Raw genomic sequence first — 25262 nt, 5'->3', positions numbered from 1 at the left:
TTTAGGTGTCTACTTTATCAGCCGTTACGGTTTGTGCTGCGATGGGATTTGCCAGCGGAGCTGGCTATAACGCATATATTTTCGTGAAGCATCTTCAGCAGCGTTCTCGACATAAAGATAAAGTGCGAGTTCGGGAAAACGACAATTTGAATATAGCGGAGGGCGGCTCAGCTATAGATGTAAAAGTGATTGAACTATTGCGCCGCGAAACGATAAGCGAAACAAATGGTGCCACTTTACGTTTGCCAAATATATTCGCGAAGTCAATCTGGCTTGAGCGGAACGTTACTTTTGCTGGATTTCAAGGAGCTATAAGTGAAGGTGGTTTTTGCGCTGCGCGTGTGAAATTGTCTGTCGCATGCGCTTTGCTAGGGGCGCTTTTAGGGGTAATGGTTTCTGGGGCGTTTGCCATAGTGTTGGGGATAGTTGGCTGCTTTTTAGGTGCTACAGCACCGAAACGCGCTTTGAAGCATAGAGTTGATTGGCGCACAAGTGAAATGGAAAGACATCTACCAGAAATGTTGGATGTTGTTGCTATAGGAATGCGAAGTGGGCTTTCTTTCGATCGTAGCCTGCAAATTTATTCGGCGCGTTTTAACACAATTTTGGCTAGCGAATTTACACTTGCCGAGAAGAAATGGGTATCGGGGCTACAGCGTCGCGATGAATCTTTGCGTGAATTAGCAGAGTCGTATAACTCAATCATATTTATGCGAGTGGTAGAGACAATTGTGCGCTCTATTAGGTTTGGAACTTCAATGGTGGAAAGCTTGGAAGCCGCAGCACGAGAGGCGCGCGTTACATACAGATCAAATAAGCAAGAACAGGTCGCAAAAGCACCTGTAAAGATGATGGTTCCTACAGGAACATTGATTCTTCCTGCCATGTTAATCATGGTGCTTGGACCTGTTTTGCTAGAGATGATAGGTGGCGGTTTTTAGATGGGAAAGGAGAACGTTTATGTATGGAATGAACAGATTTGTACAAAGCGCAAAGTGCAGGATGCATACAGCGCAAAGACAGCTAGAAGATTGTATGCGCAATTTAGTAAGTCGTGCGCAAGCGAAGCTAGTTTGCGAGAGAGGTCAAGGCACTACAGAGTACGCAATACTTGTGGGGGTCTTGGTAGTAATTGCGATTTTGGCAATAACCATATTCCGTCCAAAATTGGAAGAATTGTGGGCGGCTATTTCCGACGGAATAAACAGCTTATAGCTAGCGTGCGCGGGCAATCTAGCGTGGAATATGCCGTGGTGCTTGGAGCAATTTTATGTATCGTTGTTGTTTTGGGTGCTCTTTCATCTGTGGTAAGTGATGGAGTGTTCATCCAGCATTCTATAGCTGCTGCATCTCATAACGTTCAGGGATCGGTCGGGGGTGCCATAGATGTTTTCTGCTTCTGATAAATGCAAAGGTCAGGCAACGGTTGAGGCGGCGTTTGCTCTGCCCATTCTTATGTTGCTGGCTCTTTTGCTGTTACAACCAAGCATAGTGCTCTACGATCGTATAGTGATGCAGAATGCCGCAGCGGAAGGGTGTAGGTTACTGGCTACATCATCTTCGGCAGATAGCCAAATATGTGAAGACTTCATAAGGCGGAGACTGTCCGCTGTTCCACAGGTAGATATATTTCATGTTCACAGTAGTGGCTGTTCTTGGGATATAGGCTTGCAGGGGTTAGATGGCTCATCAATCGCAAAAGTAACCATAACAAATCAAATACGTCCGCTGCCTTTACTAGATGCGGGAGCTTCGCTGTTGGGATTGGTAAATGCTTCGGGAAATTTGGAAGTGCATGTGGAATGTGAACAACAAACGCAGCCTGATTGGGCGATTGCCAGCATGGATGGATCTTCACCACAAGATATGGTTGGGGAGTGGTTCTGATGCGGCGTTGCGGTTTTCGATGGTGGCAAAAATGCAGGGCGGTCTGTGTCTTCAGGGACGAGAGGGGAATAACAACAGTAAGCATGGCTGTGTCCATGTTTTTATCACTTGCACTTATTTTTTCGGCAGCGCAACTTTACAAAATACAAAGTGCTGCAGCAGATATTCAAGAAGTGGCTGACGTTGCATCGCTGGCGGCTGAAAACGAAGTGGCAGAGTTCATGATTGCCGCCAATACGTGTGATGCGATAGTGCTAAGTATGACGCTTCTTGCGGGTACCTTATATGGAGTGGGAATAGTAACTGCGTGTATACCGCCGCTGTCTGAACTATCTGCAAACATAATAAATGCGGCTACAAAAACCGCACAGGCGCGCGATAAGTTTTCTGAAAAAGCAGCTGAGGGGCTTAATAGACTGCAACAGATGCTGCCGTTTTTAAGTGCTGCGGCTGCTGCAGAGATTGGGAAAGCAAATAATATAGATGGCGATATGTATTCAAGTTATTTTCCTTTAGCAATGCTTGTTCCCGCTAAAGGAGAACCCATAGGAAAAGTTTCTGACAATTTATTAGAAACGGGGCAGTATGTTGAAGACTTAGTGCCTGATATTAGGGAAAAATCAGCTGAGGTAGAACATTTAGCTCAGAGGGCAGACGAAGCGAAACGCGCGGGGTATGAAGCGGATTGTGGGCGTAATCCTTCGGCGTGTATGTATGAGCGGTTCAACAGTTTGGCAGGGTTTGGCGCAGAGTATAACCCGCTTTATGAAAGTGCAGATACGTGGTCCTTCAAAACTGCGCTTTTGCGAGCGAAGTACTATTATTCCGAACGATACGATAACGAAGATTATTATTGGGACGATCATGACGAGCATGCGTCAGATTCAGTTTTGCGCATGTATTACTATGATTATGCTTATACGGAAATAAGACAAGCATATTTTGAAGCAAGTGACGAGCGCTGTACTTTTCCAAAACTATTTAGAAATCTAGAGGAAATGCGCTCAACCAGCTTGTATACCAAGCAGCTTTTTCCTGTAACAGAAAGTGACGATACAGAAACTGTGCATGCGTGGGGTGCGTGTTCGGCAGCTGATGGTTATACGTATGAGGTATCTGTGCGAGAAATGGAGAATGCAAACTATGCGGAATGCGAAAGATGCCATTTCACCATAGAGTCGATAGCTAATATAGCTTCTGCTACAACTAATGTATCTAGTGGGTTTGAATATCACTACCAAGAGGTACGGCGGGCATGTGATGAATATAACGAGGTAATGGAAGAACTTGAACCTCTAAAAACTCAGGTGCAGGAAGAATCGAAGAATTTATTTCAGGGTATTGCTGATGTTATTGCCGATACTGAATCTCGCCGGATACACGCGCTACCGCCCGGACGATATGGCGCTATAGCGATGGTAGTAAATACTGCATCTAATGACGCTTCTGCAGGTTTTGAAAATACGTTTATAGCATCTGGGCAAACTTTTGGAACACGGGCAGCAGTATCTGGAGCAACGTTAATTGGCGATTCATCCGATAGCGCTTCATCTGTTATTACATCTTTATTGGATGGTGTTGCAGATATTGATAGTGCAGCTGTAGGCGTTGGAAAGGTTGTATTAGATAGTTGGTCAACTTTGCTGCGCGCTTTTGAAGATGGGCAATCGGCTTTAAGCGATGGGGTGTCTCGGGCATTAAATAGTATTCATACGACCACGATTAGTGGGCTTGGAGATTGGGCAGCAGGCGAACTTAGTAGCGTGTTTCAGGCTATCGGGCTTGAACCTGTTCAACTTGACTCTCTTAAACCGATACTCGTTAATACGGGAAGTGTAGCGGCGCGTGATACGGGACAATTTGCTGTTAGGTATTCCCAAATAAAACAATCGGCACTTTTGGCTTCAAATTCTTCAACCGACTTGTTTTCAGCTCTTGCAGCTGGGGCAAATGCGCAGATGGATGCAAGCGGAATAGCGGATGGAGAAATAGCAATTGCCGACATAGAGTTTCCAGTGGGAGATGTAGTTATTCCCATAAAGATTACTGTGCCTCAAGAAACGGAACAAGAAGGTGCAACTATGGTGGCTAATTGTATAAATTCAGTCGCTGGTGCTGCAGCTAGCATTGCGGGAATAAGGTCGTGGCAGTAATGGCTTCTATACTTCCAAGAACTTTGATGCTTGCAAGAGATGCGCGCGGGCAAATGACTGTAGAGCTAGCTGCTGTGTTTCCGGTAGTGCTGATAATTGCAGTTATAGCTGTGAATGCTTGCACATTTTTTAGTGAATGCGCCGAATTTGATCGCGTTAGCAGAAATGCTATTCGTACAGTTGCAACATCTCCTGCATATGAACAAACAGCAGCAGAATCGGTTGACAGAATTAAGGCTGCTATAGAGTCGCAGATGGGTTCTGTTTGCAGCGATTGTCGGGTAGTTGTAGAGCAAAGCGGTGAACATTCGAAATACACCGCAACGATGCAGTATTCGCCGACTTTGTTTGGAATGGGTCTACAGCAAAGCGTTTTTGGAATTGGCTTACCGAAATTAAGCCACGCTACAACATTGGTGATAAGCACATACAAACCCGGAATGTTGCTTTAGAGAAAGCGAAGACTATGGATAAAGAAATGGAGCTAATGTCAGCCCAAAGAAGGCGTGCGGGAAATGCAGTTATAGCTATAGCGGTGCTTGCGATGGTTTTTATTGCAGCATGCATGCTGTCTTCAAAGGCTGAGGCTGAGGGCTTAGAAGACACGTTTGTAGAACATGTTTGGGACGGGCTAAAAGAGGATAAAAGTATTACGGATGTTTTGCAGGAAACTAATTTGAAGTCTGTGTCCTGCAATGAATTGCCAAATTGGTTTTCAGATGAGATTGCACAGCCCGAACAGGGCTGGGATATTTGGATTGTAAATGATTGGTCTGTGATAGGGATAATTTGCGATTCTCGTGCTAGTGAATTGCAAGCTTACATAAAGACTGAACTTAGTAAAAACGGATGGGTGGAATGTTCTTCTGGAGAAGAGGGAGTATCTACCTATGTGAAAGATGGAGGTGCGTGTAAATGGATCATGGTGGAGTTTGCACAGACAGGAGAATTGGGAAGTGTGGTATTGCATACTCGTCAAGATTAACAAAAGATGAGGGTACGACTAAGTGGTTTATGGATGTTAGCGGCGAGGCGCAGCCTATAGAATTGGCATCAACTACTACGCAGCGTCTTCGTGGCATGTTGTTTCGCGACCCAGATGAAGTAACACGCTTATTAGTGCCATGTCACGATGTGCATACTTTTGGAATGCGGCATCCACTAGATATAGCTTTCATTACTAAAGATGGTGGAGTGTTAGAAGTGTATAGAGGAGTTGGTGTACGGAAACGCTTGAAAAATAAACATGCTTCTATGGTTGCAGAAAGATTTTCGCGTGACGGAGATTGGCTATGTGTGGGGGACGTTATTAAATTAGGCACTCCGCATGGCAACAATACATATCGAAGGGGAGAACAAAAATGAAGCAATGCCCGGTATGCAATACATCAATATTTGACGATATGGACGTATGTTATGGCTGTATGTATCAGTTCGATAATAAACCCTGCTCTGTTGAGTTTGCCAATGCCGAACAAGCAAACTCAAGCAGTACAAGCATGCATTGCGCAGAGCATATTGAAAAGACTTCAGAAACAAACACCAGCAGCTTATTAGAGCATTTCCTTGTAGAGTTCGAGCGCTTCCTGAGAGACTTTCTCGTTAATAGAGCAATACAGATCTAGGAGTTTATTGCCATCTTCGGTAAGTTCGCTTCCGTGTGCACCATCGCGAATTAATAGCTGCATTCCTAGAGCCGCTTCTGTGTCTTTAATAATGCGCCAAGCTTTACTGTACGCCATGCCCATTTCTTTGGCGGCAGCATTAAGAGAGCCTTTTTCGCGTACACCCATGCACAAATTGGCGATTCCGCGCCCAAAAACAGAATTGCTTTGAGAATCGGGGTTAACTATGGAAAGGCGAATGTTTGTTTGCAAGTTATTAAGTTTCATTAGAACCATATCTCCTTTAGTGTTCTAGAAACGTTGCTATGGCTTGCTCTATGGCGCTCTGATTACCGTCGATAACCTCAGAGAACCGTATAGGCATAGCATCTAAGTTTGCCAGACGTTTAGGTATGCCCCACTTGCCGGTTTCTTTTGCAATCAGCTCGTTTAGCTGACAGCCGGTAAGAGAAGCAATATCTTGCGGTAGCGATTGCTCTGGTGCTATGCCATGCAAAGCGCGGTATACATTATCGCCGAACTTTGCCCAATGTGCAGTGCTGATTATTAGTAGCGGATTATCTTTGCGTAGCCTCATTCCGGCAGTATAAGAGACAGCGGTGTGGGGGTCCATTAGGTAATCATACTTGTCAAATACGCTTTTTATAGCGTTAAGGCAGTCGTTGTTGCTAACCGATTCGCCTTTGAACACAGCCTGCATAGCTTTTGTTGTGTCGGGGTCGGCTTGGAAACGCTTTTCAGCATTTAAGCTGGTCATCCATTCTGAAATGGCTTGACCATTGCGCCCGGACAGTTCAAAAAGCTGTCGCTCTAAATTTGAAGATACCAATATATCCATGGAAGGAGATGGTGTAAGAACAAATTCGCGATCAGATATGTCATATATGCCAGTGTTTATAAAATCGGTAAGAACCCGGTTTTCGTTACTTGCACAAAACAGGTTTTCTATCGGTGTTCCCATTTGTCTGGCATACCAAGCAGCTAATATATTGCCAAAATTGCCAGTAGGTACACATACATCTATTGGGTCGCCTGCGCTTACATTCCCTTCAGCTACTAACTCGGCATAACTTGATACGTAATAAACAATTTGTGGAAGCAGTCGTCCCCAGTTAATCGAATTGGCGCTAGATAACGCTACATTTGCATCGCTTTTTAGTTGGGACGCAAAAGCATCGTCGCCGAATACCTTTTTTACGCCGGTTTGGCAATCATCGAAATTACCGCGTACTGCCCAAACGCAAACATTGTCGCCGGTGGTCGTCACCATTTGTTTGCGCTGTATATCGCTAACGCCTCCATCGGGGAACAATACGCCTACATTCACGCCTTTAACGCCTTTGAAGCCTTCTAGTGCAGCTTTTCCAGTGTCGCCCGATGTGGCAACTAAAATGCAAAAGTTATTGTCAAGCTGTCCGCGTTCACGCAAGACATCGGCGCTAGCTGCAAAAAAGTTGGGCAGACATTGCAAAGCCATATCTTTAAACGCGCTAGTAGGACCGTGCCAAAGTTCTAAGACATGCACATCTTCATCAAGTTTTTGAATTGGACACACATCTACGGTATCGAAATTGTCTCCGTAGCTTTTGTGCATCAATTCGTGAATATCTGTATCGGGAATATCTATATTGAAAGCGCTGTATATATCCGCCGCGCGTTCGCTGTAGGGCAAATCGGCAAGTTCCAATATGCGCTCTAAAGGAAAACGCGGAATGCTTTGAGGAACATACAAACCCCCACTGGGAGCCAGCCCGTCTATTACAGCTTGAGTGAATGGCACGGCTTCATCTATGGCTGCGCGTGTATCAATATAGCGGTTTTCGCCAAACGAGCTTTTCCGGTCGAGTACATCGCCCATTGTATTCCCTCCTTGCGCATATATTCCCAGCGGTTCTACCATATACTTATCTGAAATGTTAATGGATACATTCTGCCAACTTGTCTGTTTTTCTGCATGGGGTGCAGGATGCTTTGCGAGAGGAATATCGTGGGCAAAAGAATATCAGTATTTGGCGATTCTATATCTACTTTCCATGGGTTTATTCCGCCGGAAAATAAGGTGTATTACGAAGATGATTTATGCGCGCAAAACGGCGTTACGCAGCCTGCTGATACTTGGTGGATGCAAGTAATAGAGTCGCTGGAAGGCGAACTTCTGGCAAATGGGTCGTTTTCGGGAAGCTTAGTTACTGGTAGTGAATTTCCGGCAGGTAGATCGGTTGCGCGGGCGAAGCAAGTAATAGGAGCGTCTGGTCAGCAGCCCGACTGCATACTTATATATATGGGGATAAACGATTACGGAGAAGGTTCATCTTTGTGCGAATTTGAGCAAGCCTATGCAGAGATGCTGACGAATCTTAGCGAGATGGCACCCAATGCGGAGATGTTTTGCATGACGCTTTTGCCGGGTCGTTCAAAAGAGCACGATGTGGAATTTTTCCGCGCGAAATATAAAGGCGAAAATCTTGAATCCTATAATGAGGCAATAAGATGCGTAGTTAAGAAGTATGGTGCGCATTTAATAGATATGGCAAATTTAGGTAAGCCATTCGATACATTAGATGGCACGCATCCTACAAAATTGGGGATGCAGCAACTAGCCCAGACTTTTCTTATGGGGTGCTGATGTGTATTCTTGCTGGCTGCTGGCTGCTGGCTGCTGGCTGCTGGCTGCTGGCTGCTGGCTGCTGACTGCTGCCTGCTGGCTGCTGGGTGCATAGCTGATGCATAGGTTTGGGAAAGCGATGACAAACATGGCAAAACCCATCTAGGCAACCTTATAAAAATGTAATAATGTTGCATTGTTGTTCGATGTGTCCCATTTCTCCATTATTCTTAACTCTGTTTGAAATTACGATGCGCAAGGGAGAGCTGTTATATCAAACATGGCTAAAAACGTAGCTGGCAATTTGGTTGATACAAGCATTAAAGGGCTAACTGCAGCTGAAGTGGCTGAACGCATATCAGCTGGCAAGGTAAATGTTGATACTGGCTTAAAAACACGCTCCATCGGCGATATATTCCGAGACAATATTTGCACGCTATTCAATTTTGTGAATGTGGTGCTTGCGACGCTGGTGTTTTTTACCGGGTCGTATAAAAACATGCTGTTTATGATAATCATTGTGGTGAATGTGATTATCGGCATCGTGCAAGAGATTCGCTCAAAAATGGTTACTGACAAGCTTTCCATTGTGGCGGCATCGCTTATAGATGTTGCGCGTGACGGCGAGCAGGTGCAGCTGTCGGTAGATCAGCTGGTGCTAGACGATGTGATACGCCTAGGTCGAGGCGATCAGGTTCCGGCTGATGCTGTTGTTGTGCAGGGCGCGTGTCGTGTAGATGAAAGCCTGCTTACCGGCGAAAGTAAAGCGGTTGCAAAGGCTGCAGGCGATGCGCTTATGAGTGGATCGTTTTTAAATTCTGGTATGGTGTGGGCGCGTGTTGTGCATGTGGGTGCCGATAATTACGCCGCCAAAATTACCGCTGAAGCCAAGCAGCACAAAGCTGTAAATTCCGAAATAATGACAAGCTTGAATCGCATAATTAAGTTTGTCAGTTTGGCTATGGTGCCTGTGGGATTGCTGCTGTTTGGCAGCACTCATTTTTTGCATAACGTGGCACCCGATTCGGCAATTTTAAGTACTGTTTCAGCTCTTGTTGGGATGATTCCTGAAGGACTAATATTGCTAACCTCTACAGTATTGGCTGTGGCGGTTATAAGGCTGGCGGGTCATAAAGTATTGGTGCAGCAGCTTTATTGCATAGAGACACTGGCTCGTGTAGATACGCTTTGCTTGGACAAAACGGGAACCATAACTACAGGTGGTATGGAAGTTGCCGGCGTGGTGGCGGCGCATAACAATGCGGTTTCAGAAGATGAACTCGTGCACTTGTTTGCCAGCATTGCAGCATCGGATGAAGACCCCAACGATACAGCGCGGGCAATAATTGAATACGCGCAGCCGCATTGTGGTGAAGAATTGCCAACTGGCGCGGCTCGCTCAGAGCTACGTTCAGAAGCTACGCAGCCTTCACTCCGCTCTGAGACGCAGCCGCATTGTGGTGAAGAATTGCCAACTGGCGCGGCTCGCTCAGAGCTTCGTTCAGAAGCTTCGCAGCCTTCACTACGCTCTGAGACGCAGCCGCGCTATGATGCGACTTCTGAATGCTCTGCTCAGAAGCTGCGCAGCCTTCACTCCGCATCCCAACAGCCGCATTGCAGCGAGATTGTTCGTGCAATTCCGTTTTCTTCGGAAACAAAATGGTCGGGCGCAGAGTTTTCTGATGGGGCTTACGTTATGGGTGCGGCACAGTTTGTGTTGGCTGCAAATGCGCAAGCGCTTCGCGATATAAAGCCGCAGTTAGATGAATTGGCGGCTGAGAATCGTGTATTGCTGTTGGCTCGTGTTGACGGGTTCACTGAAGAAGGCGGCATATTAGGTCAGCCTGAACCTGTTGGTTTTATAATGCTGCGCGATCAGATACGTTCTACAGCAGCACAGACCATAGGATACTTCATCGAACAGGGCGTGCAGCTTAAAGTAATAAGTGGTGACGATCCGCATACGGTATCTGGCATTGCGCAAAAAGTAGGCGTACCGGGGGCGGAAAATTATATTGATGCAACTACGCTTAAAACCGATGAACAAATAGTTGAAGCCATAAACAAATACAGTGTTTTTGGGCGAGTAACACCCGAGCAGAAAAAAGCATTCGTTGTGGCATTGCAGGCGCAAGGCCATATCGTAGCCATGACAGGCGACGGCGTGAACGATGTGCTTGCGCTGAAAGCAAGCGACTGCAGTGTTGCTATGGCAAGTGGTAGTGATGCTGCGCGCAACGTGGCACAACTGGTGTTGGTCGATAACGATTTCGCCAGCATGCCAAAGGTTGTAGCAGAGGGTAGGCGCTCTATAAATAACTTGCAACGCAGCGCATCTCTCTTCTTGATAAAAACACTGTTCTCTATAACTTCGGCGGTACTATTCATTTTCCTGCCTTGGCAATATCCGTTTGTGCCCATTCAGATGACGCTGATAAGTGCATTTACCATAGGACTTCCATCGTTTGTGCTTGCGCTAGAACCGAACCATGAGCGTGTTCGCGGGCGCTTCCTGTCTAATTGCGTAGTGCATTCCATTCCCGGTGCCATTTGTGCCGTTTTAACAGTACTCGCAGTTTGCATAACGGGTTATGGCGCTGGGCTGAATTATGCGCAGGTATCTACGCTTTGTGTGCTGTTGTTTGCATTTATAGGCGTTATGCTGGTTATAAGGCTGTCTATTCCGTACAACGCTATTCGCGCAGCGCTGTTGGTCGTTATTGTTGGCGGGTTATTATTGGGCTCAACGTTGCTGGGACCGCTGTTTAACATAGCGCCATTTACATCAACAATGTGGCTAATTATTGGCATAGCCGCTGCGGTAAATCTAGTTGTGTTCCAGCTGCTCTATAACGCATTTGATCGTCTCCGTATGCGAAGAATACAAAAAAGTTAACCAAGGCTTTCATTCTTGTTGCCATTGTGTTATATTCCTGATGTTACCCTAGGTTAACTTGGTTGATGGAGATGTAATATGCAAAACGCGATGGTTGCTGAAGATACGGCTTTCGCCACCCCCGCAACGCGAAGCGCACATCAAATGCCGCTTACGTTTATGCATGCTGGCGAAACTGCGCATGTAATCAAGGTGCGCGGGAAAGATGAAATTCATCATCATTTGGAAAATCTTGGCTTTGTAGCTGGTGCTCCTGTTCGTGTGGTAACTGAGCAAGCTGGAAATCTAATAGTCGAGATAAAAGGTTGCCAAGTGGCGTTGGATAAATCGGCTGCTTCAAAGATTATCGCAGCTTAAAGTTTAAGGAGAAGCATGTCAGAACAGGAGAAAACTTTACGGGATGTCCCGGTAGGTGGAAGCGCAGTAGTGCGCAAGCTTACAGGCGACGGTGCCGTAAAGAGGCGCATTATGGATATGGGGCTTACAAAAGGTACACAGCTTCAGGTTCATAAGGTAGCCCCGCTGGGCGATCCTATCGAGATTACGGTACGCGGTTTTGAACTTTCGCTTCGCAAAGACGAAGCCGAACATGTTTTGGTCAACTAAGAGCGGCCAAATTTTTTTGCAGGTAAGTTAGCCCGGGCTAACTTAGAACGACGAAGAAGGAAACACGAGATGGGTTTCAACATTGCTCTTGCTGGCAATCCGAACTGTGGTAAAACCACACTGTTTAACGATTTGACCGGCGCAAACCAATACACCGGCAATTGGCCGGGTGTTACGGTGGAAAAGAAGGAAGGCAAGTATAAGCGCGACAAGGAAGTTTCTATTACAGACTTGCCCGGCGTATACTCGCTTTCCCCTTATACATCCGAAGAAGTTGTAACGCGCGACTACCTTATGAGCGGCAATCCCGATGTTGTTGTGAATATAGTTGACGCAACCAATCTTGAGCGCAACTTATATCTAACCACCCAAATTCTCGACTTGGGGCTTCCCACTGTAATTGCGCTAAACATGATGGATTTGGTGGAGAAAAATGGAGACACCATAAATGTTGAAAAACTTTCCAATAAACTAGGTTGTCCCATAGTGGAAATATCCGCCTTAAAAAGCCGCGGTACCGGGCAAGTTATAGAGAAGGCGCGCGAACTGGCAACTGCCGGCGCGGCATCTGAGTCAAAACTTCATTTCACCGACGATGTGGAAGCGGCGCTGTTACAAATTGCCAACATTCTTGGCGATAAAGTTCCTTCACGAGATAAGCGCTGGTTCGCCGTTAAGCTGTTTGAAAATGAACAGCTGACGGTAGAAAAACTAAATCTTCCCGCAGAGGATATGGCGAAAATTGCCGAAATACGCGAAGCGGTTGAAGCTGAGGAAGATGACGATGCTGAGTCTATCGTAACGAACGAACGCTACGATGTTATAGCCGATGTGTGCGCCGATACTGTAAAACGCGGCACAAAAGGCATGACTACTACACAAAAGATTGACCGTATAGTTACTAACCGCGTGCTTGGTATTCCTATTTTTATCGTAATTATGGCGCTTGTTTACTATATAAGTGTATCTACTGTGGGCACGCTTGTCACCGACTGGGCTAACGACGGTCTGTTCGGCGACGGTTGGCTATATACCAACACCGAACAATACGACGAAGCTGTGGGCGCGTGGGAAGAGGAACTTGCGCTAGCTGAAGAAAGTGGCGCAACTGATGAAGAGCTTGCGGTGCTTGCCGAAGAAGAGCCCGACCCGGCAGAGTTCGGATTATGGCATCCGGGCGTGCCAGTTGTTGTAGGAGAGTGGCTTGAGTCTGTTGACTGCGCACCGTGGCTGCAAAGTCTTATTGTAGATGGCATAATTGCCGGTGTTGGTGCTGTTATCGGCTTTATCCCGCAGCTAATCGTGCTGTTCTTGCTGCTTGGTTTTCTTGAAGGTTGCGGCTACATGGCGCGCGTGGCGTTCATTATGGACCGCATTTTCCGCCGTTTCGGTCTGTCTGGTAAATCGTTCATCCCAATGCTTATTGCGTCTGGTTGCGGTGTGCCGGCTGTTATGGCTACAAAAACTATTGAAAATGAAAAAGATCGCCGCATGACAATTATGACCACCACTATGATTCCCTGCGGCGCGAAGCTGCCAATCATAGCGCTTGTATTTGGCGCTCTAGCTGGCAATTTCTACGAAGACACTTGGTGGGTGGCACCGCTGTTCTACTTCTTGGGTCTTGCTGCCATCATAATCAGCTGCATAATGCTGAAGAAACTGAAAGCATTTGCGGGCGATGCCGCTCCGTTTATCATGGAGCTTCCGGCGTATCATCTGCCTACCGTGAAAAACGTGCTGCTTTCCATGTGGGAGCGCGTGAAGGCTTACGCGGTAAAAGCCGGAACCATTATCTTCCTAAGCTCAATCATCATTTGGTTCCTGCTGAATTTTGGTGTGTACGAAGGCGCGTTCGGTCTGCTTGACACCGAAATGGACGACTATATCCAGTACAGCTTAATGGCTGGGTTAGGTAATGTTTTGGCTTGGATTTTCGCGCCGCTTGGCTTTGGCAATTGGGAAGCTACTGTTACATCTATTACCGGTCTTGTGGCAAAAGAAAATGTGGTGGCAACGGTAGGCATCATAACCAGCCTTGGCGAAATTGGCGAAGACGATCCGAATATCTGGATGTCGTTTGCCGCTATGATGGGCGGCTCAAGTGTGGCTATTATGGCATTCTGCGCGTTCAATCTGCTATGCGCGCCGTGCTTTGCAGCTATGGGCGCTATCCGCAACCAAATGAATTCTGCAAAGTGGACATGGGCAACTATTGGCTATATGTGCGCATTCGCATGGGTTGTAGGACTTATCATCTACCAGTTAGGTGGTCTTGTTACTGGTGAAGTGGCATTTAACTTCTGGACAGTAATAGCGGTACTGCTTCTGGCGGCTATTTTGTTCCAGCTGTTCCGCCCTATGCCGAAATACAACAAAGACAAAGATGCAGAAATGCAACATGAACTTAGCGCAAGCAAGGGAGTTGCTTAAATTTAAAGGAAAGGAGAAGCCGCATGGAAGAATTAGTTATAACGCCGTCAACTGTAGTATTGCTGCTTGTTATCGTAGCGTGCGCTGCGCTGGCTGTCCGGCGGCTTCTCAGACGCGGCATGTGCGACTGTGGCGATAACTGCGAAAGCAAGGGCTGCGCACATTGCGCAAAAAATTGCGAACCCGGCGCTGAATGCAACGCCGTGAAGGATATGGTAGCGAAGATGGAATCCAGTCTGTGATAACATGAGGGTCTAGCCACAATGGCTTGAACATACCAAAACAGCGGCGGAAGAAGCTGATGGAAAAAATCTCAAAATCACATGAAGACTATCTTGAGGCTATAGTTATGTTGGGCGGCGTTACTGCTCCGGTGCGCGCCGTAGATGTTGCCACAAAGCTAGGCGTTTCTAAGGCTTCAGTTAGCAAAGCTATATCGGTGCTAAAGGAAAAGGGTTTTGTAGATCAGCCGTTTTATGGCGATATAACTCTTACAGAAGACGGGCGCGAATATGGTACGAAGGTGCTAGATAGGCATTGCGCATTAACGCTTTTTCTAAACAAGGCGTTAGGGATAGATAAGCACACCGCCGAAGAAGAAGCATGTTTAATGGAGCACGCTATAAGCGATGATTCATTTGAGAAGTGGCTGGCTTTCATAGATAAGTTAGATATCCGTTAATTTCTAATTTCTAGTTCACGGAACGCTTTTCGCATGTTAACCTAGTTAGTGCTCTTGAAGCCAAAAACAAACCTTAAACACACTAGTGCCAAGGAGCATTTTGCCAAAACAGTCGAACATCGTCTCTTTTGAAGACGCGCGTCGCTCAGCAAGAAAACGCAGCGGCGCCAAAACGACTGCTATCCAAGATAACTTTGTTTCCGCACCGTCCAATAAAGCGCGCACGTTAGATGAAACTGAAACTGAAATTCAAGCCAAACAAAAACTGGCTTCGCGCTTAGAATCGCGCCACGCGCAGGCAAAGCGCAAGCGCAACAAAACCCGCGCAGCGCGAAAATTTGATGCCGCATATGGTGGCAGTTCGGCGGATATTCCCGCAGAGGGTTCCCCCCGCGCAGCTGTTTATAAAGGCAAGATGGGCTCGAAGCATCGCAAGGCAGCTACGGCGCTTACACATGAAGGTTCGAAAATGCAATCGGCAGTTTCGGGCTTTATCGGGTCTATTCATCTGCCCAGCTTCCAGCACGCGCCCCGAAAGACCTTGCGTGTGCTATTTTCCATCGTCTGTGTGGTGTTTGTTTGCTTCATGCTGTATACCCCGGCGCAGCAATGCTACCAGCAAATTCGCGAACGCGACAGGCTTCAAGCCGAATATGATGCAGTAATAGAGCGCAATGCTGCGTTAGAAAATTCCGTGCAGAATCTTCAGAGCGCTTCTGGTATAGAAGACAAGGCTCATAGCGAATACGGCATGGTGAAAGAGGGGGAAAGCGCGGGCAGCGTATCGGGGATAGACGTTTCTCAATCGTCTGATTTCACCGCGAATATAACTCCGGGAAGTGTGCCTGCACCCGATACTTGGTATTCCGATGTTTTAGACACTATATTTTTCTACTCGAAATAATGGGCGCATGCTGTTAATGGGTGAACGCTGTTAGTGGCGAAAGTGGTTAATTAGCGAATGCGGTTAATGGGTGAACGCGGTTAATGAACAAACACGGTGAAAACAAAATGATCGACGGGCGTTATGTTGCTATAGATATAGGCACGGTTACGTGTCGAATGATGATAGCCGACGTGTGCGCGGGGCAAATTCATGTACTTGCGAAGGAATACCGCATAACCAATTTAGGCGAAGGCGTAGATGCCACTCATATTTTGACATCGCAGGCAATGCAGCGCGTGAAGGCTGCGCTTACAAACTTTCTTTCTATTCGTGAAAATTTCGATACATCCGAAAATCCCGTGCGTCAAACAATGGTGGTGGCTACATCAGCTGCACGCGACGCTGAAAATGCAGCAGAATTTTACGATATGCTAGCTGGGCTGGGTCTGCAATTGCAAGTTATCAGCGGCGAAGAAGAGGCGGCGCTAACTTTTGCGGGCGCTACTTCGCGCTTTGTGCATCAGCATGTTATGGTTGTAGATGTTGGAGGCGGCTCTACTGAAATATCCATTGGACTGGCGGGCGAAAAGCCTAAGTTCTCGCATTCGTTTAACGTAGGATGCCGTCGCGCTACCGAGCGCTTTTTACTTAGCGATCCGCCGGCACCCTCAGAAATAGAAGCTGCGCGCGCATGGATGTCTAATGAATTTTGCGATTGGTTTCGCAATGTGCAGGCTTGTATCTGCCAGCCGCTCGACCGAATGATAGCGGTAGCCGGTACTGCCACAACTGCTGTAAGCATTCGCGAAGCTATGCGTGAATACGATTCCTCAAGGGTAGATATGGCTTGCGTTACGCTAGCTCAACTTCGCGAAATTACTACCCGCCTGCAAGCGTTGCCTTTGCAAGAGCGGCAGCAAGTAGTTGGCTTAGATCCTAATCGTGCGCCGGTTATAGTGGCAGGAATGCTTATTCTGGAAGAGGTTATGCACGCCGCCCGACAAACGGCGTTTACCGTTAGCGAATCGGATATACTTAGTGGCATTGTTATTCGCTGCGCCAATGCTGCATAAGGCTAAGGCGTATAAGCCGCATAAGTTGGAGAAAATGGAAACGATCAGCGAAATATTAAAGTCGGTAGATAGCCAAGTGGTGTCGTTTGAGGAATATCTGGACAACTACGCTGGTAAGGTAGGCGATTTAGTTAACAGCTACATTCCTAGGGGAACGCACCCCGATATGAATAAGTATCTATACGACCCATTGCTGACATATAGCCAAAATGGTGGTAAGCGGCATCGTCCGCTTATCTGCTTTACGGCATGTTTGGCTGTTGGTGGCAACGTAGACTTGGCAATGTCGGCAGCGGCAGCTATGGAGCACTTTCATACTGCAGCGCTAATTCATGACGATATAGCAGATGAAGCCACGCTGCGTCGCGGCGAGCCGTGCTTGCATTTAACGCAGGGCACGGGGCTGGCTATCAACATGGGCGACTTAGCTCTTGCGTTGGTAAATGGCACCGTTATGAACGACTCTACGCTAGATGACGCTACAAAAATTCGCGTGGTGACAGAGCTTATTAATATGACGCGGCGCACGGTAGAAGGTCAGGCGCTAGACATAGGATGGGCGCGCGATGAGCGCTACGACATTACGCCTGAAGATTATTTGGTTATGGCAATACATAAAACCGCGCATTATTCGGGCGCGGTGCCACTGGCTATAGGCGCAATTATAGGTGGCGGTACGGAATGCGAAATACAGGCGCTGCGCGACTATGGTCTAGACACCGGTCTTGCTTTCCAAATTCAAGATGATTTACTGAATTTGATAGGTGCTGAAGAATCTGCGAATAAAGATTTTCGCAGCGATATAACCGAGGGTAAGCGCACGCTTATGGTGGTACATGCGTTGCAGAATTTGCAGGATAATCAGCGCGTCCGCTTAATTGAAGTGTTGTCTTCAAAAGAGCGCGACCCTAAAGTGCTTGCCGAAGCGGTTGAATTGATGGAAGATTCGGGTTCTATAGAATACGCTCGCAATTTCGCCGAAAACTTGACTAGCGCCGCAAAAGAACGTTTGAAGGAAACTATTTCGCCTAGCCAAGCGCGCGACATGTTAGAGTCGATGGCTGATTGGTTTGTGCGGAGGCTGATGTAGACATATGAACTCCATTCGAAAAGGCGATTCTGGGGCAGCTGTTGAAGATGTGCAAGAGCGCTTGGCGATGCTTGGGCTTTTAGACGAAAGTGATGTGTCGGGCACTTTTGATGACGTAACGCTGGTGGCGCTGCGGAAGTTCTGCGAACAGGCTGGTATGCAAGCAAGCGACGAGGTCGATTCAAAGGTGTGGTCGGCGTTGGTTGACGCATCGTATCACATGGGTGACCGCACGCTGTATTTGCGCATGCCTTACTTGCACGGTAACGATGTTTTGGAATTGCAGCAGGCTTTAGGCGCGCTTGGGTTTTCCAGCGGATCGGAAGATGCCATATTTGGTGCACATACCGAAAACGCGCTGCGGAAGTTTCAGGTGAACTTGGGTCTGCCATCGGATGGCATAGCAGGTGCCTACACGTTTGCAGCGCTGCGCAATTTGGAGCACTCTTGGGCGGGCAAAGAGCCGCTGCACGAAGTGCGCAATCTTGGTTTTGCGCGTGCGGCAGATGTGTTGGAAGCCAATGCGCTATGTTTGTATGGCACGTGCGAATTCACCCGGTCGGTGGCGCAGCGTATGTCGAACTTGGCTATAGCCACAAACCCTGCTTCACACATAGTAAGTGCCGACACTCTTTCGGTTGCGCCTAGCGAAGATATGCTGCTTGTGGAAGTGGCGCTAAGCGCGGCGGAAGATACTGTGCCGGTTGTAGATTATGAAAACGAGGAAACGCTGCAGAGGCGCCTGTCGGGCGCTATTCAGGCGGCGCGGGCTAACAAACCGCTGCGTATAAAGGTAGTTCTTCCCGGGAGAAGCTGGATGGATGCGGGTGAAGAGCGTACCGCCCAGCACTTTGCTATAACGCTGCTAGACGCGCTTTGTGCTGTTTTGTAGCTTGCAATTTCGACTTCTGAAAAGCTGGTAGGAGTGGCGGGATTCGAACCCGCACGCCTTGCGGCAGAGGATTTTAAGTCCCCGGTGTCTGCCATTCCACCACACTCCCACTTCAGCAGCACCCATATTTTAGCAGGTTCAAAGCTAATGGCTAGAGTTGTTCCTTGCTTACGGTTGCAATGATAGAATCTTGGCAGATAGTATTCGATCAAAGGATAAAAATGCGTGAACTTCCATCCAGCCAATTAGATCCTCGCATCAAAAGCGTTTGGCGAATAAACGATGCCATTTGGATCGTAATATCGTTTTTATGCTGCTTTGTACCATTTGCTATTGTGGCAGCAGTAGAGCCTGCAAGTTGGGTATTTATGGTACTTGCAGTTGAAGCTATAGTATTTTTGGCGTTGCTGGTTATATTTTTGATAGTGCTTCCGCCCATTCGCTACATGCGTTGGCGTTATCAACTAAACGACGATTTTCTTGACATTGCAAAGGGAATCGTTTGGCGCAAGCGCTATGTTATTCCATTTATACGTGTGCAGAATACCGATACGCGCCAAGGGCCTATTTTGCGCGCGTTTGGACTTTCCAGTGTTACCGTGGCTACAGCTGCTGGCGAACACGAGATTCCCGGAATAAACACCGAGCATGCCGAGCAGCTGCGTGACCGCGCGGCTGAACTTGCCCGTATAGCGCGCGAGGACGTATAAATGCAACCTACAACAGAGACACCCAATATGAATACACCTGAAGCAGCAAATGAAACGGCTGTAACGCCTGACGCGCCTGTAACGGCTGCAACGCCTGCCGCGCCTGCCGCGGCTGCAACACCTGCCGTGTCTGCAACGGCTGCAACGCCTGCAAGTTCAGAATTGCAGCACTACGGAGTACACCATAGCTATATATGGCTAGGTACTATACGCAGTACATTGGCAATATTGTTTGTACTAATTATTAGCATGTTCTCATCTTTGATATCCATTATTGAAGATGGTGGAGTTTTCGAACTAGCAACCATGGGAGCCATTGTTGGCGGTATAGGGTTGTTGTTTTTATTGCTGGTAGGCGTTATTGTGCTTGTGCATTTTCTAGCTTATAAGCGGCTTTATTTCACACTTGGACCGAATGAATTCAGTTTATATAGCGGAATAATAACCAAGAAGCGTGTTCATGTTCCCTACGATCGCGTGCAATCTGTAGACGCGCGCGCAAGTTTGATACAGCGCCTTTTTGGAGTGCGCAATGTTTTTATAGACACGGCAGGTGGTGCGGCAAATAAGGCAGTTACGGTGCCGTACTTAACAAAAGCGCAGGCGGAGTGGTTAACATCTGAACTGTATGCACGCAAGCGTCAGGCTTTGCAGCCGCAAGCGGCGCAAGTGCCATCTGCGGCTGGTGCTGTTTCTGCTGCGCCTGTGTACAACCAGCAGGGCAATGTGCTAGATGTGGGCAAGCAGGCTTGGGATGAAATTGGGGGAGTGTTCGCCGACGAGTCTCAGGTGCCTCAAGTCGAAATGAGGCCTTCATTCCAATATGGTCTTACGAATAAGCAGCTTTTCTTGGCAGGGCTTTCAAATAATACGTCGTTTGTTCTGTTGATAATTGGTTTTATTAGCATTATCAGTCAGATAGTAGGGCTAGCGTCGCAAATTTTCCCAAGCCAGACCGACATGGCGATAAATTCGTTCACTTCGCAGGTTGTAAACCCCATGTTTGGTTTTGGCATTGCGATATCCATTGCGGGAATAGTAGGGTTTCTAGTTGTTATTTGGATAATTGCTGCAGCGGGGCAATGCATCAGTTTTGGTGGTTTCCGCGCGCGCCGCATAGGCGATCGTGTCGAGGTTGAGCGGGGGCTGCTGCAACATACGCGCCAGAGCATAAGCATTCAGCGCGTGCAGGCTGTTGTGGTGAAGCAGTCGGTCATTAGACGACTTATAGGTTATTGCGAAGTGTCGCTAGACAAGATAGATACCAACAGCGCCGATGACACTTCGCAGAATAGTAGCCTGAATACGCATGGTGTGGTTATTCATCCGTTCTGCAAGCTATCAGATGTGCCCGGAATTTTGCAGGGGATAGTGCCCGAATATGCTGCTGTGCCGCAGGGTCGCACGCCTGTTGCGCCTGTGGCACTTCGCCGTGCCATAATACGGCGCTGCATTTGGCAGGGTGGCGGTTTTTGGTTGGCGGTTTGCACAGCAATAGTTCAAATAGCAATAAATTTGTCGTTTGTGTCAGGTGCTGCGTCTAGTTCGGACGACATTGCATTTTTAAATTTTACAAACGCGATAGCTATAGGGCTTTATGTTATAGCGGCTGTGGTGTTTGTTCTTGAGGCGATTAGCGCTGTGAAGTGGGCGCGCGAATCGGGGTTTGCGGTGAACGAGCGTTTTATGAAAATGATAAACGGTGGGCTGTCGCGCGAAGAGCGCAGTTTCCCGCGCAATAAGATTCAGTATGGGTTTACTAAGACAAATCCATTCCAACGCATATCTAATGTAGCTACTATCAATGTACGTACTGCTGCGGGCGTGGGTGGAACCAGCGTAGACATGAAAGATGTTGCGTGTGAAGATGCCGATGATTGGCTGAATTGGTTACAGCCGCATCCTTCGCAGGTGCAGTCGGCACAACCGCTGCAGTAGTATCAAGTGATACAATCACCAACACGAATTACAGCGAAAATGGAGGTTGCTTATGGCGCGCGCTATGACTATGGCTGAGAAAATTTTAGCCGCTCACGCCGGGCTTGAGGAAGTGGAGCCCGGACAGCTTATCGAGTGTGATTTGGATATAGTGCTGGCAAACGATGTTACGGCGCCAATTGCTATTAAAACTAGCAAGCAAATATCCGACAAGGTTTTCGATGCAAACCGCGTGGTGCTAGTGCCCGACCATTACGTTCCCAATAAAGATATTAAGAGTGCCGAACAGGCGAAAATTGTGCGCGATTTCGCACGTGAGCAGGGTATTAGCCACTATTACGAAGTGGGTTGCATGGGTGTTGAGCATGCGCTTTTGCCCGAGCAAGGCGTTGTGGGCGCGGGCGATCTTATTATTGGCGCCGACAGCCACACATGTACATACGGCGCGCTGGGTGCATTTAGCACCGGTGTGGGTTCTACCGATGCGGGCGTGGGCATGGCTACCGGTAAGGCGTGGTTTAAGGTTCCCGAAACCATCAAGTTTGTAGTGAATGGCAAGCTGGCACCGGGCGTTGTTGGTAAAGACGTTATTCTTCACATAATTGGTTTAATCGGTGTAGACGGTGCGCTGTATAAAGCAATGGAATTTACCGGCAGCGCCATAGAAGCGCTTCCAATGGATGAGCGCCTGTCAATTTCCAACATGGCTATAGAGGCGGGTGGCAAAGCAGGGCTTATTCCTGTGGACGATGTTACGCGTGCATATATGGACAGCCGTGTTGAGCGTCCATATACGGCGTATTATTCCGATCCCGATGCGCAGTTCGCGCAAGTAATAGAAATAGATGCTGCCGACATAGTTCCCACTGTGGCTTTCCCGCATTTGCCTAGCAATACGCGCCCTGTGGCGCAAGCGCGCGACGTGAAGATAGATCAGGCAGTTATAGGCAGCTGCACGAATGGCAGGCTTGATGACATGCGTCAGGCTGCGGCTGTGCTTAAAGGGCGCAAGGTTCACCCCGATGTGCGCTGCATAATTATTCCGGCTACCCAACAGGTGTATAGACAGTGTATAGAAGAGGGTCTAACCGATATTTTCCTAGATGCAAATTGCGCTGTAAGCACACCTACGTGTGGACCATGCCTTGGTGGCTATATGGGAATTTTGGCGGCTGGAGAACGCGCCATAGCTACCACTAATCGCAATTTTGTGGGACGCATGGGCGACCCAACTAGCGAGGTGTATCTAGCTTCTCCTGCGGTGGCAGCAGCAAGCGCTGTACTGGGGCACATTGGGCTTCCCGAAGATTTAGACTAGCGGCTGGGTCGTTTGGTTGTTTTCGGCTATCCGAATTTGATTTGGAGGATTTAAGGTGAAATTCAAAGGAACAGTTTTTCGCTACGGGCGCGATGTAGATACCGACGTAATAATTCCTGCGCGCTATTTGAATACGTCTGACCCGCAAGAATTAGCGGCTCACTGCATGGAAGATTTGGACACAACATTTGTGCAGCGTGTAAAGCAGGGCGACATAATTGTGGCTGATGAAAATTTTGGTTGCGGCAGTTCACGCGAACATGCACCTATTTCCATAAAAGCTGCGGGCGTTGATGCGGTTATTGCAAAGTCGTTCGCGCGCATTTTTTACCGCAATTCTATTAACACTGGGCTTGCAATTTTGGAATGCCCCGAAGCGGTAGATGCTATTAGCGAAGGCGACACAGTAAGCGTAGACACAGAAACAGGCACTATAACCGACGAGACTACTGGTCAAGTTTTCCAAGCGCAGCCATTCCCGCCGTTCATTGCCGAAATAATAGAGAAGGGCGGGCTGGTGAACCGCTGGAAGGAGAAGTTGGCTAAATGACATCCTATAAAATTTGTCTTCTACCGGGCGACGGCATTGGACCAGAAATTATTGCCGAGGGCGTGAAAGTGCTTGATGCTGTGGGTCAGAAATACGGCGTGCAGTTTGAATATACCGAGGCGCTTATAGGTGGTTGCGCTATTGATGCATGCGATACTGCGCTGCCCGAGGAAACGCTTAAGGTGGCGCGCGAAAGCGATGCTGTGCTGTTGGCAGCTGTGGGTGGTCCGAAGTGGGATACTACAGACCCGAATAGACCGCGCCCGGAACAGGGTTTGCTGGGAATTCGCAAGGGGCTTGGTTTGTACACGAACTTGCGTCCTGTGCAAATTTTTGGCGCGCTTTCGCAGGCTTCTACGTTAAAGCCGGAAGTTATAGATGGCGTGGACATGATGATAGTGCGCGAGTTGACTGGTGGTTTGTATTTTGGCAAGCGCGAACGCTTTTATGATGAGGCGGGCGCGGGTGTGGGCGGCGCTGACGGGCAACGCGCCTACGATACGCTGGAATATCGCGAGTACGAAATAGAGCGCATTGCGCGTCAGGCGTTCGAGGCAGCGCGCAAAAGGCGCGGTCGCGTGCACTCGGTTGACAAGGCGAATGTGCTTGAGACTAGCCGCCTGTGGCGCGAAATTGTGCACGACATACACGACCGCGATTATGCCGACGTGCAGTTGGAAGACATTTTGGTGGACAATGCGGCAATGCAGTTGATAAACCGTCCAGCCGATTTTGATGTGGTTGTAACCGAGAACATGTTTGGTGACATTTTGTCGGATGAGGCGGCGCAGATTACTGGGTCGCTGGGTATGTTGGCAAGTGCTAGTTTGGGCGACGGTACTGCGCTTTATGAGCCTAGCCACGGCAGCGCTCCCGATATTGCGGGCAAGGGCATAGCGAATCCGCTTGCGCAAATACTTTCGTGCGAAATGATGCTGCGCTACAGTTTCGATATGCAGGATGCTGCAGACGATATTCGTCGTGCTGTTACGGCGGTTTTGGATGCGGGTTGGCGCACGGGGGACATTGCCGATGCCGATACCCCGAAAGACCAAATAGTAGGCACCGAACGCATGGGAGATTTGGTGATAGCTGCCATTTAATAGGCTCTACTAGGCATAATTTACCAATAGCAGAATGTGCTATAGCGTGCCTAGCATGCTATAGCACATTCTCGTTTAAAAGCAATCAATCAGGTTAATAGCTGCTAAGAAATAGCAGCCAATTCGCGGTCAAACATAGTTTTTAGTCTATGTTGATAAATTGTTCTATATATTAAACTCGGTAAAAAGTTGCTCACGATAGGCTGGGTCTTCGGATGCCTTGAATAGGTCGTTTTCACGCTTTTTAGAGAGAAGTAGTTTAGTGAGTTCTGCATAACGCATTTCAGCTTCTACTCGCCCTTGTTGTAAGCCTTCAGCACGTCCTTGCAAGATTCCGCGCTCTAACCCACGTTCTTCTCCCTCTTTTAGAGCAGCTCTGCGGGCTATACGTACTTCTCGCTCCCAATCTTCTCCTATTGTACTTACAGAAAACACCTTATTCACCCACTCTCTATCTTTATTGGCTTTATCTACTGCACTAGCAATAGATGTAACTAGTTTGTCTCTATGGTCTATTTTACCAGTGGAGACATACTCCATAAAAGAAAGTAGGTGCTTATCCTTTGTCTTTGCATAGTCTTTGCAGTTAAGGGCAATCCAGTGTATACCGCTGTCTATATCTAAAGATGTGTCTTGTCTACATATTGGTTCTATTTCATAAATTGGAAGTCCTGCTTTGAAAGGGTCGTGATTGCAAACAAAGATAATATAGCTTGTGGGTAGCTTATCGTAGTCTGCTCCTTTATCAAGCGATGTAGTATCAATAGATGCTTGATAATATCTATATCTCCTAGCGATATCTGCTCTTTGTTGAA

At 47.8% G+C, this 25262-nt stretch carries 25 protein-coding genes, 1 tRNA gene and 1 pseudogene; 23 read left to right on the top strand and 4 right to left on the bottom strand.

Annotation, left to right across the window (positions count from 1 at the left end):
* The first annotated feature begins 5 nt into the window (after positions 1-5).
* The 7 genes from G7Y46_RS04370 (at position 6) to G7Y46_RS04335 (ending at position 5405) form a co-directional block, all read left to right on the top strand.
* Positions 6-941: a type II secretion system F family protein gene (locus tag G7Y46_RS04370; RefSeq protein ID WP_165252750.1), complete on the top strand. Its 936-nt coding sequence runs from the start codon at positions 6-8 to the stop codon at positions 939-941.
* A complete protein-coding gene (locus G7Y46_RS09130; protein ID WP_241157048.1) occupies positions 942-1403 on the top strand; it encodes a hypothetical protein in 462 nt (153 codons plus the stop codon).
* Complete coding sequence (locus G7Y46_RS04355; protein ID WP_165252746.1) at positions 1387-1887, top strand: TadE/TadG family type IV pilus assembly protein; 501 nt, start codon at positions 1387-1389, stop codon at positions 1885-1887. The genes G7Y46_RS09130 and G7Y46_RS04355 overlap by 17 nt, the downstream gene beginning before the upstream one ends.
* 95 nt (positions 1888-1982) lie before the next feature.
* Positions 1983-4040 carry a molybdenum cofactor biosynthesis enzyme gene (locus G7Y46_RS04350; RefSeq protein ID WP_165252744.1) on the top strand — a complete coding sequence of 686 codons (2058 nt, stop codon included), beginning with the start codon at positions 1983-1985 and terminating at the stop codon, positions 4038-4040.
* Positions 4040-4492, top strand: coding sequence for a hypothetical protein (locus tag G7Y46_RS04345; protein WP_241157047.1), 453 nt, complete (start codon positions 4040-4042; stop codon positions 4490-4492). The genes G7Y46_RS04350 and G7Y46_RS04345 overlap by 1 nt, the downstream gene beginning before the upstream one ends.
* A gap of 14 nt (positions 4493-4506) precedes the next feature.
* On the top strand, positions 4507-5025 hold the full coding sequence (locus tag G7Y46_RS04340) for a hypothetical protein (protein WP_165252742.1): 519 nt from the start codon (positions 4507-4509) through the stop codon (positions 5023-5025).
* A 29-nt stretch (positions 5026-5054) separates the two neighbouring features.
* Complete coding sequence (locus G7Y46_RS04335; RefSeq protein ID WP_165252740.1) at positions 5055-5405, top strand: DUF192 domain-containing protein; 351 nt, start codon at positions 5055-5057, stop codon at positions 5403-5405.
* Positions 5406-5593: 188 nt separating this feature from the next.
* On the opposite strand, the gene G7Y46_RS04330 is transcribed toward G7Y46_RS04335, so the two are convergent.
* Complete coding sequence (locus G7Y46_RS04330) at positions 5594-5932, bottom strand: LysR family transcriptional regulator (protein ID WP_165062370.1); 339 nt, start codon at positions 5930-5932, stop codon at positions 5594-5596.
* Positions 5933-5948: 16 nt separating this feature from the next.
* Positions 5949-7523 carry a threonine synthase gene (thrC, locus tag G7Y46_RS04325; RefSeq protein ID WP_165252738.1) on the bottom strand — a complete coding sequence of 525 codons (1575 nt, stop codon included), beginning with the start codon at positions 7521-7523 and terminating at the stop codon, positions 5949-5951.
* A gap of 129 nt (positions 7524-7652) precedes the next feature.
* Between thrC and G7Y46_RS04320 the strand changes: the two genes are divergently transcribed.
* The 11 genes from G7Y46_RS04320 to G7Y46_RS04270 all read left to right on the top strand — a co-directional run bounded on the left by G7Y46_RS04320 (position 7653) and on the right by G7Y46_RS04270 (position 18828).
* Positions 7653-8291, top strand: a complete 639-nt coding sequence (locus G7Y46_RS04320; protein WP_165252736.1) for an SGNH/GDSL hydrolase family protein — start codon at positions 7653-7655, stop codon at positions 8289-8291.
* Between the two features lie 259 nt (positions 8292-8550).
* Positions 8551-11166 (top strand): HAD-IC family P-type ATPase, encoded by a 2616-nt coding sequence (locus G7Y46_RS04315; RefSeq protein WP_165252734.1) that lies wholly within the window; start codon positions 8551-8553, stop codon positions 11164-11166.
* 78 nt (positions 11167-11244) lie between these two features.
* Entirely contained in the window at positions 11245-11523 is a 279-nt protein-coding gene (locus tag G7Y46_RS04310; protein WP_241156015.1) for a FeoA family protein, read from the top strand.
* A gap of 15 nt (positions 11524-11538) precedes the next feature.
* The gene (locus G7Y46_RS04305; RefSeq protein ID WP_165062374.1) at positions 11539-11772 is read left to right on the top strand and encodes a FeoA family protein; all 234 of its coding nucleotides are present in this window, start codon (positions 11539-11541) and stop codon (positions 11770-11772) included.
* 69 nt (positions 11773-11841) lie between these two features.
* Positions 11842-14205 carry a ferrous iron transporter B gene (locus G7Y46_RS04300; protein ID WP_165252732.1) on the top strand — a complete coding sequence of 788 codons (2364 nt, stop codon included), beginning with the start codon at positions 11842-11844 and terminating at the stop codon, positions 14203-14205.
* A 23-nt stretch (positions 14206-14228) separates the two neighbouring features.
* A complete protein-coding gene (locus G7Y46_RS04295; protein WP_165252730.1) occupies positions 14229-14447 on the top strand; it encodes a hypothetical protein in 219 nt (72 codons plus the stop codon).
* 59 nt (positions 14448-14506) lie between these two features.
* Complete coding sequence (locus tag G7Y46_RS04290; protein ID WP_165062377.1) at positions 14507-14887, top strand: metal-dependent transcriptional regulator; 381 nt, start codon at positions 14507-14509, stop codon at positions 14885-14887.
* A gap of 100 nt (positions 14888-14987) precedes the next feature.
* Entirely contained in the window at positions 14988-15791 is an 804-nt protein-coding gene (locus tag G7Y46_RS04285) for a septum formation initiator family protein (protein WP_165252729.1), read from the top strand.
* Positions 15792-15898: 107 nt separating this feature from the next.
* Positions 15899-16846, top strand: a complete 948-nt coding sequence (locus G7Y46_RS04280; RefSeq protein WP_241157046.1) for a Ppx/GppA family phosphatase — start codon at positions 15899-15901, stop codon at positions 16844-16846.
* 34 nt (positions 16847-16880) lie between these two features.
* Entirely contained in the window at positions 16881-17936 is a 1056-nt protein-coding gene (locus G7Y46_RS04275) for a polyprenyl synthetase family protein (RefSeq protein ID WP_165252935.1), read from the top strand.
* Positions 17937-17940: 4 nt separating this feature from the next.
* A complete protein-coding gene (locus tag G7Y46_RS04270; protein WP_165252725.1) occupies positions 17941-18828 on the top strand; it encodes a peptidoglycan-binding protein in 888 nt (295 codons plus the stop codon).
* A gap of 25 nt (positions 18829-18853) precedes the next feature.
* On the opposite strand, the gene G7Y46_RS04265 is transcribed toward G7Y46_RS04270, so the two are convergent.
* A tRNA-Leu gene (locus G7Y46_RS04265) sits at positions 18854-18937 on the bottom strand.
* 112 nt (positions 18938-19049) lie between these two features.
* Here G7Y46_RS04265 and G7Y46_RS04260 point away from each other — a divergent pair.
* From G7Y46_RS04260 to leuB, 5 genes are read left to right on the top strand one after another with little or no spacing between them, the layout of a single operon-like run.
* Positions 19050-19538, top strand: a complete 489-nt coding sequence (locus G7Y46_RS04260) for a PH domain-containing protein (RefSeq protein WP_165252723.1) — start codon at positions 19050-19052, stop codon at positions 19536-19538.
* A complete protein-coding gene (locus tag G7Y46_RS04255; RefSeq protein ID WP_241157045.1) occupies positions 19539-21476 on the top strand; it encodes a PH domain-containing protein in 1938 nt (645 codons plus the stop codon).
* Between the two features lie 52 nt (positions 21477-21528).
* Positions 21529-22794 (top strand): 3-isopropylmalate dehydratase large subunit, encoded by a 1266-nt coding sequence (leuC, locus tag G7Y46_RS04250; RefSeq protein WP_165252721.1) that lies wholly within the window; start codon positions 21529-21531, stop codon positions 22792-22794.
* 55 nt (positions 22795-22849) lie between these two features.
* Positions 22850-23344 (top strand): 3-isopropylmalate dehydratase small subunit, encoded by a 495-nt coding sequence (gene leuD, locus G7Y46_RS04245; protein ID WP_165062384.1) that lies wholly within the window; start codon positions 22850-22852, stop codon positions 23342-23344.
* On the top strand, positions 23341-24447 hold the full coding sequence (leuB, locus tag G7Y46_RS04240) for a 3-isopropylmalate dehydrogenase (RefSeq protein WP_165062385.1): 1107 nt from the start codon (positions 23341-23343) through the stop codon (positions 24445-24447). Before leuD ends, leuB begins: the two co-directional genes overlap by 4 nt.
* Positions 24448-24612: 165 nt before the next feature.
* On the opposite strand, the pseudogene G7Y46_RS04235 reads toward leuB, so the two are convergent.
* Positions 24613-25262, bottom strand: a pseudogene (locus G7Y46_RS04235) (hypothetical protein); the annotation flags it as partial.

Source organism: Adlercreutzia sp. ZJ304 (assembly GCF_011039075.1).
GTDB lineage: Bacteria > Actinomycetota > Coriobacteriia > Coriobacteriales > Eggerthellaceae > Adlercreutzia_A.
This window is presented reverse-complemented; position numbering and strand designations above follow the sequence as displayed.